At 50.5% G+C, this 13,536-nt stretch carries 13 protein-coding genes; 1 reads left to right on the top strand and 12 read right to left on the bottom strand.

Annotation, left to right across the window (positions count from 1 at the left end):
• Positions 1–76 precede the first annotated feature (76 nt).
• Positions 77–562, bottom strand: a complete 486-nt coding sequence (locus BZG75_RS05825; RefSeq protein ID WP_077576441.1) for a CinA family protein — start codon at positions 560–562, stop codon at positions 77–79.
• Between the two features lie 139 nt (positions 563–701).
• On the opposite strand from BZG75_RS05825, the gene mutS reads away from it, so the two are divergent.
• Positions 702–3,248 (top strand): DNA mismatch repair protein MutS, encoded by a 2,547-nt coding sequence (mutS, locus tag BZG75_RS05820; protein ID WP_199878851.1) that lies wholly within the window; start codon positions 702–704, stop codon positions 3,246–3,248.
• Positions 3,249–3,382: 134 nt separating this feature from the next.
• Here the strand turns inward: mutS and rpoS are convergent, their stop codons facing one another.
• The 11 genes from rpoS to mazG form a co-directional block, all read right to left on the bottom strand.
• The gene (rpoS, locus tag BZG75_RS05815) at positions 3,383–4,357 is read right to left on the bottom strand and encodes an RNA polymerase sigma factor RpoS (protein WP_077576439.1); all 975 of its coding nucleotides are present in this window, start codon (positions 4,355–4,357) and stop codon (positions 3,383–3,385) included.
• A gap of 104 nt (positions 4,358–4,461) precedes the next feature.
• The gene (locus BZG75_RS05810; protein WP_077576438.1) at positions 4,462–5,409 is read right to left on the bottom strand and encodes a peptidoglycan DD-metalloendopeptidase family protein; all 948 of its coding nucleotides are present in this window, start codon (positions 5,407–5,409) and stop codon (positions 4,462–4,464) included.
• Between the two features lie 34 nt (positions 5,410–5,443).
• Positions 5,444–6,064: a protein-L-isoaspartate(D-aspartate) O-methyltransferase gene (locus tag BZG75_RS05805; protein ID WP_077459779.1), complete on the bottom strand. Its 621-nt coding sequence runs from the start codon at positions 6,062–6,064 to the stop codon at positions 5,444–5,446.
• 85 nt (positions 6,065–6,149) lie between these two features.
• Positions 6,150–6,887 carry a 5'/3'-nucleotidase SurE gene (gene surE / locus BZG75_RS05800; RefSeq protein ID WP_077459780.1) on the bottom strand — a complete coding sequence of 246 codons (738 nt, stop codon included), beginning with the start codon at positions 6,885–6,887 and terminating at the stop codon, positions 6,150–6,152.
• Positions 6,871–7,902: a tRNA pseudouridine(13) synthase TruD gene (gene truD / locus BZG75_RS05795; protein WP_077576437.1), complete on the bottom strand. Its 1,032-nt coding sequence runs from the start codon at positions 7,900–7,902 to the stop codon at positions 6,871–6,873. The genes surE and truD overlap by 17 nt, the downstream gene beginning before the upstream one ends.
• Positions 7,899–8,378: a 2-C-methyl-D-erythritol 2,4-cyclodiphosphate synthase gene (ispF, locus tag BZG75_RS05790; RefSeq protein WP_077459782.1), complete on the bottom strand. Its 480-nt coding sequence runs from the start codon at positions 8,376–8,378 to the stop codon at positions 7,899–7,901. Before ispF ends, truD begins: the two co-directional genes overlap by 4 nt.
• On the bottom strand, positions 8,378–9,091 hold the full coding sequence (gene ispD / locus BZG75_RS05785) for a 2-C-methyl-D-erythritol 4-phosphate cytidylyltransferase (protein WP_274532490.1): 714 nt from the start codon (positions 9,089–9,091) through the stop codon (positions 8,378–8,380). Before ispD ends, ispF begins: the two co-directional genes overlap by 1 nt.
• 42 nt (positions 9,092–9,133) lie before the next feature.
• Positions 9,134–9,412 (bottom strand): cell division protein FtsB, encoded by a 279-nt coding sequence (gene ftsB / locus BZG75_RS05780; protein WP_021022088.1) that lies wholly within the window; start codon positions 9,410–9,412, stop codon positions 9,134–9,136.
• A 159-nt stretch (positions 9,413–9,571) separates the two neighbouring features.
• Complete coding sequence (gene eno, locus BZG75_RS05775; RefSeq protein WP_077459783.1) at positions 9,572–10,870, bottom strand: phosphopyruvate hydratase; 1,299 nt, start codon at positions 10,868–10,870, stop codon at positions 9,572–9,574.
• 74 nt (positions 10,871–10,944) lie between these two features.
• Entirely contained in the window at positions 10,945–12,579 is a 1,635-nt protein-coding gene (locus BZG75_RS05770; RefSeq protein ID WP_021022090.1) for a CTP synthase, read from the bottom strand.
• Between the two features lie 155 nt (positions 12,580–12,734).
• A complete protein-coding gene (mazG, locus tag BZG75_RS05765) occupies positions 12,735–13,529 on the bottom strand; it encodes a nucleoside triphosphate pyrophosphohydrolase (RefSeq protein WP_077459784.1) in 795 nt (264 codons plus the stop codon).
• Positions 13,530–13,536: the final 7 nt, after the last annotated feature.

Raw genomic sequence — 13,536 nt, 5'->3', positions numbered from 1 at the left:
GGGCTAAGTATACTGTCCATTTATACAGTGTCTAGCCCTGTTTAGAAAAAATCTATCGGATGCGACACGCCTCCGATTATGGCGACAATCGCTGTAGCGCAAATGAGAGTGCATGTTCAATGGTTTGTTCACGCACGGCGCGCCGATCACCATCAAAATGACATACTTCACTATCCGTTTCACCATTGTGCCATGCCCAAGCAAACCAAACAGTACCGATCGGTTTATCATCGCTACCACCACTCGGTCCTGCAACACCACTGACCGCAATCGCTAATCCTGCGTTAGCCTCGGCCAATGCACCTTCCGCCATCGCGCTGACCACAGGCTCGCTCACTGCGCCATGCTGGGCCAGTAAATCCGTGGGGACATGAACTAATGCTTGCTTTGCGGTGTTGCTATAGGTAACCCATGCCTGCTGAAACCACTGCGAGCTGCCTGGCACATCGGTCAGGCAATAGGCAATACCGCCGCCGGTGCATGACTCCGCGGTAGTCACGGTTAATTCTGTATCCAATAGGGCATCACCCAAACGCTTTGCCAATGAGAATAAAGGATCCACTGCGCACTCCTTTTTATTGGGTTGAGAAACCTGCACCACAACTTTACCCCTTGCGGTCCGATCACGTATTCTAACGCCCTTAACGTTCCATTTTGCAGGTCTAGTCGTGACAGTACAAGCGCTCGAAAAGCACACTCCCATGATGCAACAGTATCTCAAACTTAAAGCGCAGCATCCTGAAGAGCTGCTCTTTTATCGTATGGGAGATTTTTACGAACTCTTTTACGACGATGCCAAACGCGCCTCTCAATTATTAGATATTTCGTTGACCAAACGCGGCAGTTCAGGCGGTGAACCGATCCCCATGGCAGGCGTGCCCTATCATGCCGTGGAAGGCTATTTAGCCAAGTTGGTGCAATTGGGTGAACCCGTTGCCATTTGCGAGCAAATTGGTGATCCTGCCACCAGTAAAGGCCCGGTTGAGCGCCAGGTGGTACGCATCGTGACACCGGGTACCGTCTCTGATGAGGCATTGCTGAGTGAACGCGTCGACAACCTAGTGGCCGCATTGACGTGCGATAACGACCAGTTTGGCTTTGCAACCTTAGATATCACCTCTGGGCGATTCGTTCTGACTGAGCCGACAACCTATGAGCAGATGCAGGCGGAATTGCAGCGTACTCAGCCTGTCGAACTCTTGTATCCAGAGGACTTCCCCTACCCCGATCTCTTATCGGTGAGCCGCGGTGCAAGACGCCGTCCAATATGGGAGTTTGATTTAGACACGGCACGCAGCCAATTGACCGGCCAGTTTGGTACGCGCGATTTAGTTGGCTTTGGCGTCGAGGACTGCTCTCTTGGGCTAAGCGCGGCAGGCTGTGTTTTACAATATGCTAAAGAAACGCAGCGTACGGCACTGCCTCACATTCGTGCCATTGTTAAAGATCAGCAAGATAGCTCTGTCGTGCTTGATGCTGCAACACGACGTAACTTAGAAATCACCCAAAATCTCGCCGGTGGCACCGATAACACGCTGGCCGAGGTGCTAGACCAAACCACGACACCGATGGGCAGCCGTTTACTCAAACGCTGGTTACATCAACCCTTGCGCGATCGCCAAGTGCTCAATCAGCGCTTAGATGCCATTGGCACCCTGCTAGACAATAGCTTGTACACGGATCTTAGCGACGCCCTCAAGCCGGTGGGAGACATTGAACGTGTCCTTGCTCGCTTGGCCATGCGTTCAGCGCGCCCGCGTGATATGGCAAGGCTACGTACTGCATTGGCGCAGCTACCTGAGGTGCAAACATTGCTCACCGAGCTTGACCACAGTGCCTTCTCCGATCACCAAAAAGCCACCACTCCGATGCCGGAGTTACACGATCTACTCACGCGGGCCGTCGTCGACAATCCACCGGTAGTGATCCGTGATGGCGGCGTGATTGCGCCAGGGTACAGCGCGGAACTGGATGAGTGGCGCGACTTGTCCGAAGGCGCATCACGTTACTTAGAAGAACTAGAAACCCGCGAGCGCGAGCAACATGGCATCGACACGCTGAAAGTGGGTTATAACCAAGTACATGGTTTTTATATTCAAATCAGCCGCGCGCAAAGTGATCGGGTACCTGCGCACTATATTCGCCGTCAAACGCTTAAAAATGCCGAGCGCTACATCATCCCAGAATTAAAAGAGCATGAAGACAAAGTATTAAGCTCTCGGTCTAATGCGTTGGCGCTCGAAAAACGCTTATGGGACGAATTGTTTGATCAGTTACTGCCACATTTGGCGCGATTACAGCAAGCGTCAGAGGCGTTATCCGCGTTAGATGTATTGTGTAACCTCGCGGAGCGTGCTGATAGCCTCAACTATCATCGCCCAACATTGACCGAACAACCGGGGATCGATATCGAAGCGGGTCGACACCCGGTGGTTGAGCAGGTCATGACGGATCCATTTATCCCCAACCCGATCACATTAAATCCTGAACGCCGCATGCTGATCATTACCGGTCCGAATATGGGGGGTAAATCCACCTATATGCGTCAAACAGCCTTGATCACCTTGCTAAGTCATATCGGTGCCTATGTGCCCGCGGAGCACGCCTCCATTGGACCTGTTGATCGTATCTTTACCCGTATTGGCGCGTCCGATGACCTTGCCTCAGGGCGTTCGACATTTATGGTAGAGATGACAGAAACCGCGAACATTCTTCACAATGCCACGGCCAACAGCTTGGTGTTAATGGATGAAATTGGACGCGGCACCAGTACTTATGATGGCTTGTCCTTAGCATGGGCCAGTGCCGAGTGGCTGGCAGAAAAAATCCATGCCATGACCCTATTTGCCACACATTACTTTGAGCTCACCGAACTGCCAGGACAAATGGAAGGCTTGGTCAACGTTCATCTAGATGCGATGGAGCATGGCGATGAAATCGCCTTTATGCACGCGGTACAAGAGGGAGCAGCCAGTAAATCTTATGGTTTAGCAGTCGCAAGCCTGGCCGGGGTTCCCAAACCCGTCATTCGCCGCGCCAAACATAAGTTGGCCCAACTCGAGCAAAGCGGCCAGCACACGGCAAATACCGAACAGTCGGTCGGTAAAATAACACCGACACAATTGCCTTTGCTCCCCGAGCCCAGTGAATTAGATCATGCAATTGATGCACTCAATCCAGATGAAATGACCCCGCGTCAGGCCTTAGATGCGCTTTATGCCCTTAAAGCATTGCAGCAATCACGTTAATCACGCCAGGTGAAGCCATTCGCATTGATTATCGCGCGTTAATCATCACCAAAGCATCGATGACCGCACAACAAAAAACGGGACAGCCTTTGCTGTCCCGTTTTAATGTTGCTCTATGATTTGGGTAGTATTGTCTATTGTTCGACATTAAAGAGCGATTCAATACTTAGCCCTTGATGGGTCAGCATGTCGCGTAAACGACGTAGGCCTTCCACTTGAATTTGACGAACCCGCTCACGGGTTAGGCCAATTTCACGCCCAACATCTTCCAGCGTAGAGGCTTCATGTCCCAGAAGACCAAACCGGCGCGACAACACTTCGCGTTGCTTCGGATTCAGCTCCTGTAGCCATTGCACAATCGATTTCTTCATATCATCGTCTTGCGTGGTGTATTCAGGGCCATCCTGCTTTTCGTCAGGGATGATATCCAACAGCGCTTTTTCTGAGTCACCACCAATCGGATTATCCACAGAGCCAATACGTTCATTGAGGCGGAGCATACGATTTACATCTTCAACCGGCTTATCAAGCTGCGCGGCAATATCTTCCGCTGTCGGCTCATGATCTAGCTTTTGCGCTAATTCACGGGCAGTACGCAGATACACATTCAACTCTTTGACGACATGAATAGGCAGACGAATAGTACGCGTCTGGTTCATAATGGCACGCTCAATGGTTTGGCGAATCCACCAGGTTGCATAGGTTGAAAAACGGAAGCCGCGCTCTGGGTCAAACTTTTCTACGGCACGGATCAGGCCAAGGTTCCCTTCTTCAACCAGATCCAATAACGCTAGCCCCCGATTCGAGTAACGACGCGAAATTTTAACCACCAATCGCAGGTTACTCTCAATCATACGTTTACGCGCAACCTCATCACCCCGTAGCGCTCGACGTGCATAAAGCACCTCTTCTTCGGCGGTAAGAAGTGGTGAGAAGCCGATTTCACTTAGGTAAAGTTGGGTGGCATCAGAGGCTTTGGACGTGGCTGCTTGTTGCTGAACAGCCTCTTCGACTTCTTCGGCCACCTCTGTGGCTTGCGCCTCAACGGTGTCCAATTCCACGTCTTGATTCAAGCCGTCCAGTTTTTTTGCGGTATTTGTTTGGCTCATAGCGCCTCCCTTATGACGTAGCAGCAAAGCAGAATGTGTTTCTGCTTTAACCGGCCCCGTCACATCGGTGGCTGCAGCGTTATCACTTTGGTTTTGCCCCTGTGCTAACGCTTTGGCAGATAATGCAACGGATTGACCGATTTTCCTTTGTAGCGAATTTCAAAATGCAACCGAACACTGTTTGCACCAGAACTGCCCATTGAAGCTATTTTTTGCCCCTTCGTGACAGCTTGGCCTTCTGAAACATAAAACGAATCGTTGTGCGCGTACGCACTCAGATAATCATCATTGTGTTTCACTATTATTAATTTACCGTAACCTCGAAGCGCGCTTCCGGCGTAAACGACTTTTCCATCTGCCGCTGCCTGAATACGTTGTCCTCGTTGCCCAGCAATATCTATGCCCTTATTGCCTCGCTCTGTACTAGAAAATCGGGACACCATTCGGCCTTTTGCTGGCCATTGCCAGGTAATCTGTTGGTTAGATACGCTAGCGGTCCGCTTATTAACAACTTTTTTACTTTTTTCTTTTACTTGACTGTACCCCGCTGAAGGGTCCGATTCAACGTCTTTTGTGCGTTGAGTCGCGGTTTTTGACTTCTTTTTCCCCTCGAATTTGCCAGGATCGGCGCCTTTTCTAGAAGATGCTGCTACCGACGCAGCACTTGCAGTGGCTTTTGTGGCAGCGGCCACAGAAGCGCCATTGGCGACGACCTCGGCAGCAGAAGAAGATGAGGAAGATTGGTCCCTAGCAGGCGATTTAGCCACATTGGGACGCTGATAAGCGGGCTTCCACAATGCCAGTGTCTGCCCGGGGTAAATGGTGTAAGGAGGCTGTAAATTATTATGCTCGATGATATCGTCAATATCGCGATCCGTGATGTAAGCGATGTAGTAAAGCGTGTCGCCTTTTTTCACTTCATAATAGCTACCGCGATAGCTGCCTCTATCCACACTGGTGTAATCGGGCGTCACACTGGATACCGGTGCCGGTCCTCGCCAGGAACAACCAGATAAAAAAACCAATAGTGACAGAAAAAGCGCGATTTTCATCTATTTTAAAACACAGCTCCATCGCTCAGGCAGTTTATGCCAGTTCGCCCGCAACAAGGGGAACAAATTTAACCGATTCAACCATCTCGGTGTCGAATCTCGTTCCGTCACGCGTGACTTTCATCAGCGTTTGCTCAGCATCACCAATGGGAATCAACATCACACCGCCATCATTAAGTTGTTCACACAAAGCCTCCGGAATGTTGGCGGCTGCCGCGGTGACCATAATAGCATCATACGGTCCTTTACTCGGCCAACCTTGCCAACCATCTCCATGCTTGGTGGAAACGTTATAAATATCCAGCTGTTTAAGGCGCCGTTTGGCCAGCATTTGTAATTGTTTAATCCGTTCGACAGAATAAACATGATCGACCAAGTTCGCGAGGATGGCGGTTTGATAACCGGACCCAGTGCCAATTTCCAAAATGCGACTATCTCGTTGCAAATTGAGTAGCGATGTCATCTTAGCCACAATATAAGGTTGTGAAATGGTTTGTCCCCAACCAATCGGTAACGCATTGTTTCCGTAGGCCTGGTGGGTCATGGCTTCAGAGACAAATAAATGTCTGGGCACGGCTTGCATGGCATCTAAAACGTCAGTGTTTGTCACACCTTGTTGTTGCAAAAATTGAATAAGTGATTGCGCTTGACTCAACGTCTGCTTCCTTTATCACTGAGTTTGAATCGATAAATAAGGCTGCCGCCTCATTGCGGCTAGCCCAGTATGGCACGCGAGGGGACTACTCAGTCAGCCATTGCGAAAACACACCTAGCGTATCATGAGCGGTTAAATCCACTTGCAGTGGTGTGATAGAGACAAACTGCTCAGAAATCGCGTGGAAGTCGGTTCCTGGTCCTGCGTCTTGTGTTTTACCCGGTGCGCCAATCCAGTATATCGGTTTACCTCGCGGATCGCCTTGTTTTATCACATCTTCTGCGTGGTGGCGGGCGCCAAGACGGGTCACTTTCCAACCCGCAAGACGGTCAAGAGGCACATCCGGCACATTAATATTGATCAAACGATGGTTCGGCGCCTCATGACGCTGGTTTTTCGCTAAAAACTGTTTCACCACATGTGCCGCAGTGTCAAAGTGTTGATGACCACAAAGTGAGACTGCGATTGCTGGCGCGCCGAGGAAAAATCCTTCTGTTGCCGCAGCGACCGTCCCCGAGTACAGTACGTCATCACCCAAATTCGCCCCATGATTGATCCCTGTAATCACAAAATCAGGCTCCCACGGCAACAGCTCCCGCAGGGCTAAATGGACCGAATCCGTCGGGGTGCCTTGAACCGCATAACGTTGGGGACCCAGTTCACGTACCCGTAATGGATTTTCCAACGTTAACGAGTTGGAGGCCCCTGAGCAGTTACGATCCGGCGCGGCGACTACGACATCAGCAATACTCGATAACACCTCGGTCAATGTTTGGATCCCTTGCGCATGGTAGCCGTCATCGTTACTAATCAATATGCGCATCACGCTCTCCTTGTTCATTTGCAATCACAACTTCTCTCATCACTGCTGTCGCAAATGCCCCCGCAGGTAAAAAGAAACTGACGGTTAAGGTATCAGTATCGTGCGACCACGTCATGGCCTGAGGCAGTAAACGTATTAGGCGACGGTCATGACGCATGCGATTATCGCGAATCACCGCCAATAAATCTGGCTCTTGTTCTACCACATTTAACTCAAACTGCTCGGCGTCAGCGGTGGTCGGTAAAGCATTATCACCCGTCATCGGTGCAGTAATGGTTGGCTTTTGAAGACCGGCCTCGACCGTATACGTTTGTTTTTGCTCGTCCATACATAAATCACCAGCCAGTGTCTGGTCAAACAAGCCAGCCTTTAATCGCGCAGAAACCACTTGATTAAACAACAACGCACGCGCAGCTGAGAGATAAAAACTACGTTTACTCTTATCCCGGACTTTGCGCTCTCCACGCCCCCAAGCACGAGCTATCGCCACATTGTTGCCCTCGCGACCAAATCGCTGAGCGCCAAAATAATTAGGGACGCCCTCTTTAGCAATGGCTTCAAGACGAGGGAGCAATGCTTGCGGATCGGTAAGCTGACGAATACAGAGCGTAAACTGATTACCAATCAAATCACCCGGACGTAGTTTATGTTGATGCCGTGCGGTGCCCTCGATACTGACAACACCCGGATGGGTCTCGACAAACGCCGCTAAATCCGGATCATCTTTTCCTGGCAGGTGAACGCTGAACCATTGCTCTGTTACCGCATGGCGATCTTTTAAACCGGCCCAGCTGACTTGGCGCGAGGTAACACCACAGGCTTTTGCCAGTTCGTTAGCTACGTATTGCGTGTTTTCACCCCGCTTTTTAATTCGGACTAAAAAGTGCTCGCCTTGACCAGATGGCGTAAAACCGAGGGATTCTGAGACAATAAAATCGTCTGGAGAGGCTTTTAAGGTCCCGGACTGTGTCGGCTGACCATGTGAGTACGCTAAAGGTGCCAGTAAGTCTGTCATAGAGCCTCTTTATTCAATAAGACAACGGCTTCGCACGCGATGCCTTCTTTACGGCCAGTAAAACCAAGACGCTCTGACGTCGTCGCTTTGACGTTGACCGCGCCCGTTTCCACGCACAAGTCTTTTGCGATCGCCGCGCGCATCGCTTGAATATGCGGGCCCATTTTAGGTGCTTGGGCAATAATGGTGATATCCGCATTCCCGAGCTGATAGCCTTTCGCTCGTACTTTGGTGTAAACGTCTCGCAGTAACATCCGGCTATCGGCCCCAGCCCATTCTTCACAGGTATCTGGATAATGCTGGCCAATATCGCCGGCGGCAATCGCGCCCAGTAAAGCATCACATAACGCATGGAGGGCAACATCACCGTCTGAATGCGCGATCAGTCCTTGCTCATAAGGCACTGCCACCCCACCGATAATAACCGGGCCATCGCCCCCAAATTTATGCACGTCAAAGCCGTGTCCAATTCGCATCATGCTTGGCCTTCTTGTTGTGAAAGGTAAAACGCTGCAAGCCACTGATCCTCTGGATGGGTGACCTTAATATTGCTAGCACTCGCAGGCACCAAAATCGGATGTCCGCCGATCGCTTCAATCGCGGAAGCTTCATCGGTGACCTGATCACCGGCTATTTCCAGTGCGCATTTTAGTGTTTGAGTTAAAAACATTTGTGGCGTCAGGGCATGCCAAAGCGCTTCGCGCTCAACCGTATGTGCCACTTGTCCATCGTCATTCGCGCGCTTCATCGTGTCTCTCACTGGCGCCGCCAATAAGGCTCCGTCCTGATGAGATTGCGCGTGCGCGATTAGCGCATCAATGTCTGCATGCGTCACACACGGTCGTGCCGCATCATGCACCATGACCCACTGAGTTGTCACCGCTGCCAATCCAGCTTGTACAGAGGTTGCGCGAGTTAGCCCCCCGGTCACAACCTGCACATCGGCATGCTCACCAAGGCCAGTTTGCGCAAAGTAACCGTCGTTAGCGCTAATAGCAATCACCACCGAACTAATCGCAGGGTGTGCCAGCAAGCGCTCAACGGTATGTTGAAGCAGCGTTTTGCCTGCTAAAGTAAGGTATTGTTTAGGACAGTGAGCCTGCATTCGCCGTCCCACCCCGGCGGCAGGGACCACGGCACTGATACCCGACCGCAAAGCGCCAGGCTGCAAAGAGGTTTGTTCGACCACAAGTTATCTTCTTTGTTAGTACCGCCTGCAGGCGGTAATCGGTTATTGTCTTGTATCGACCAATCGGAAAAATGTTTCGTCGGGTTTGATCATGCCAAGCTCGTTACGTGCGCGCTCTTCAATCGCTTCTTGACCGCGTTTTAAATCCGCAATCTCCGCGTACATTTGTTGATTACGCGTTACGAGTTTTTGATTGGCCTGCTGCTGCACGGCGACATTAGCTTCAATTTGCCAGTAATCTGTCACACCATTTTTGCCTAACCATAAATCGTATTGTAGCCAAACAAGCGTGAGAAACAGCGCAACCGATAGCAGCCTCATACCTGTACTCCTTCCTATATCGGCTCGACGTATTTGCACAATAGAATTCTAGTCGCATAGGCTAGCGGATCAGGTCGCTGGTGTCATGGTTTTCCTAAACGAAAAAAAGCCGCGCCGTTAAACGGCGCGGCTTTTCTAATAAAAGTGTCTAAGTGCCGATTATTGGCCTTTCACTTCTTTTAGACCGTTAAACGGTGCTTTTTCACCCAGCGCATCTTCGATGCGGATAAGCTGGTTGTACTTAGCAACGCGATCTGAACGGCTCATCGAACCGGTTTTGATTTGGCCTGCTGCAGTACCCACCGCTAAGTCAGCGATGGTTGCGTCTTCAGTTTCGCCTGAACGGTGAGAGATAACCGCCGTGTAACCAGCGTCTTTCGCCATCTTGATTGCAGCCAGCGTCTCAGTCAATGAACCGATCTGGTTGAATTTGATCAAGATAGAGTTCGCCACACCTTTGTCGATGCCTTCTTTCAGGATCTTAGTGTTAGTCACGAACAGGTCATCACCGACCAGCTGAAGCTTGTCACCCAGCAGTTCGGTTTGGTGCTTAAAGCCGTCCCAATCAGACTCGTCGAGGCCGTCTTCGATAGACACGATTGGGTACTCTTCAGCCAGCTTAGCAAGATAGTGGTTAAACTCTTCTGAAGAGAAGGTTTTACCTTCACCTTTCATGTTGTAGATGCCTTGCTCTTTGTCATAGAACTCAGACGCTGCACAGTCCATTGCTAAAGTAATGTCTTTACCCAGCTCGTAGCCTGCTTGCTCAACCGCTTCTTTAATCGCAGCGAGTGCTGCTGCGTTTGACTCTAGATTAGGCGCAAAACCACCTTCGTCACCAACAGCAGTGCTTAGGCCTTTGGCTTTCAGTACTTTGGCAAGGTTGTGGAATACTTCTGCACCGATACGCAGCGCTTCTTTTAGCGTCTTAGCACCGACTGGCTGGATCATGAACTCTTGGATATCAACGTTGTTATCCGCGTGCTCACCACCATTCAGGATATTCATCATTGGCAGAGGCATAGAGAACTGACCCGCAGTACCGTTTAGCTCAGCGATATGCTCGAACAAAGGCATGCCTTTTGCCGCTGCCGCCGCTTTGGCGTTCGCCAAAGAAACCGCGAGGATAGCGTTAGCACCGAACTGAGATTTGTTCTCGGTACCGTCGAGATCGATCATCACTTGGTCGATATCCGCTTGCGCTTTAGCGTCTTTACCCAGCAATGCTTCTGCGATTGGGCCATTCACAGCTTCAATCGCTTTCAGTACGCCTTTACCCATGAAACGTGACTTATCACCGTCACGCAGTTCTAGTGCTTCGCGAGAACCCGTAGATGCACCAGAAGGAGCTGCTGCCATACCAACGAAACCACCTTCTAGGTGAACTTCCGCTTCAACGGTAGGGTTACCGCGTGAATCAATAATTTCACGACCTAGAACTTTAACGATCTTAGACATTGTGATTCCTCTCGTCTGTCATTGTTTTTAAAAATAAAGAGCGGCCGCCTTCTGGGCTACCGCTCGAATGTCGTTTATAGCTCACCGCGCTGTTTTTTGCCTGCCGCAGCAACAAATCCAGCAAACAGTGGATGGCCATCACGCGGCGTTGAAGTGAATTCCGGGTGGAACTGGCACGCCACGAACCAAGGATGTGCTGGGTTTTCAATGATCTCTACCAGCTTTTTATCGGCAGACAGACCAGAAACTGACAATCCTGCTTTTTCTAGCTTAGGACGTAGCAGATTATTCACTTCATAACGGTGGCGATGGCGCTCATGGATTTGGGTATTGCCGTAGAGCTGATGCGCTTTCGAACCTTCAGCTAAGTGGCAAAGCTGCGCGCCTAGGCGCATGGTGCCACCAAGATCTGACGTCTCGCTACGCTCTTCCACTTTGCCTTCTTCATCGACCCACTCAGTGATCAGGCCAACGACAGGATAAGGGCTTTCTTGGCTAAACTCAGTCGAGTTAGCGCCTTCCATGCCGGCGACATTACGTGCGTATTCAATCAACGCCACCTGCATACCAAGACAAATACCCAGATACGGCACATTGTTTTCACGTGCATATTGTGCCGCAAGGATCTTACCTTCAATGCCGCGGTCACCAAATCCACCAGGGACGAGAATCGCGTCCAAGTCCTTCAGCATTTCACTGCCGCGGGTTTCAAGATCTTGTGAATCCACGTACTTGATGTTGACGGTCAGGCGATTTTTCAACCCACCATGTTTTAACGCTTCATTGACGGACTTGTACGCATCCGGCAATTCAATGTACTTACCGACCATACCAATGGTGACTTCACCCATTGGGTTGGCTTCTTCGTAGCTCACTTGCTCCCATTCAGACAAGTCAGCTTCTACGGCTTCAATGCCAAAGCGCTTGCACACCAAATCGTCCAACCCTTGCGAACGGATCAACGATGGGATCTTGTAAATAGAGTCGACGTCTTTCATGGTGATGACCGCTTTTTCCGCCACATTACAGAACAGCGCAATCTTAGCGCGTTCATTGGCAGGAATTGGACGCTCACTACGGCATACCAGCACATCCGGCTGAATACCAATCGACAGAAGCTCTTTTACTGAGTGCTGGGTCGGCTTGGTTTTTACTTCGCCTGCCGCAGCCAAGTAAGGCACTAATGTCAGATGCATGAACATGGCATGTTCGCGGCCCACGTCTACCGTCAACTGACGAATCGCTTCCAAAAATGGTAATGATTCAATATCACCGACCGTTCCGCCGATCTCGACGATCACAATATCGTGACCTTCACCGCCTGCGACGATGCGATCTTTGATCGAGTTGGTAATATGTGGGATCACCTGAATCGTCGCCCCCAGGTAGTCTCCACGGCGCTCTTTGCGCAGTACATCCGCATAAACACGGCCAGAGGTAAAGTTATTACGCTTGGTCATTTTAGTGCGAATGAAGCGCTCATAGTGACCGAGATCAAGGTCAGTCTCTGCGCCGTCTTCCGTGACGAATACTTCTCCGTGCTGGGTAGGGCTCATTGTCCCTGGATCCACGTTAATATAAGGGTCGAGTTTCATGATGGTGACGTTAAGGCCACGCGCTTCAAGAATGGCTGCTAATGAGGCTGCAGCAATACCCTTACCGAGGGAGGATACAACACCGCCCGTAACAAAAATGTAGTTCGTCGTCATGCTAAACCTGAGAGTTGGATTTAGAGGAAATAAATGAAGTTCTGGACGGGATATTATGATACCAGACCCCACTGACTCCCACAATGTGAAAGCTACCACACACCCTGGTGTTTTTAATTGTCACAAATCAATTATGCCAATTACAGGATATTGCCTTACTCGTCTTTTTTAACCGCTTGCCACGCCGATTCTAGTTCATCCAGCTGACATTGTTGAATATTTTTTCCACTATCACGTAATTGATTTTCAACGCTACGAAAGCGACGTTCAAATTTCTGATTGGCTGCGCGCAACGCCTGCTCAGCATCCGTGCCTAGGTGGCGCGCGACATTGACGACAGCAAACAAAAGATCGCCAACTTCGTCTTCCACACGGCTTGCGTCAACCGGTGTCTGTGCCAATTCATGTTCGACCTCTTCCAGCTCTTCTCGCACCTTCTCGATAACCGGCGCCACGGTTGGCCAATCAAACCCTGCCCTTGCACATCGTTTTTGTAGCTTGTGGGCGCGAGTTAACGCGGGCAACCCCTGAGTCACGCCATCTAATAGACTGCAGGATTGGGTTGAGGGCATTTTCTCTGCGCGCTCTTGCGCCTTAATACCTTCCCAATCAGGCGAGCTTAATGGCTTCCCGTTAGCATCTTTAGGACCAAATACGTGAGGGTGACGACGTGTGAGCTTATCGCACACCGCACTGACGACATCGTCAAAATCAAATCGATGTTGTTCGCGCCCTAATTGACTGTAGAACACAATTTGAAAAAGAAGGTCGCCCAACTCATCTTTTAGGTCCGACCAGTTTTCACGCTCAATGGCGTCAGCCACTTCGTACGCCTCTTCTAAGGTATGAGGCACAATAGAGGCAAAGGTTTGTGCCTTGTCCCAGTCACAACCATGATTAGGGTCGCGTAAGGTCGCCATGATCGTCAGTAAGTTGTCAATTGACGCCATAAGAAGG

It is taken from the genome of Salinivibrio sp. AR640 (genome assembly GCF_001995405.1).
In the GTDB taxonomy this organism is placed as follows: domain Bacteria; phylum Pseudomonadota; class Gammaproteobacteria; order Enterobacterales; family Vibrionaceae; genus Salinivibrio; species Salinivibrio costicola.
Note: the sequence above shows the minus strand (reverse complement) of the source record. Positions and strands in the feature narration are given on the sequence as shown.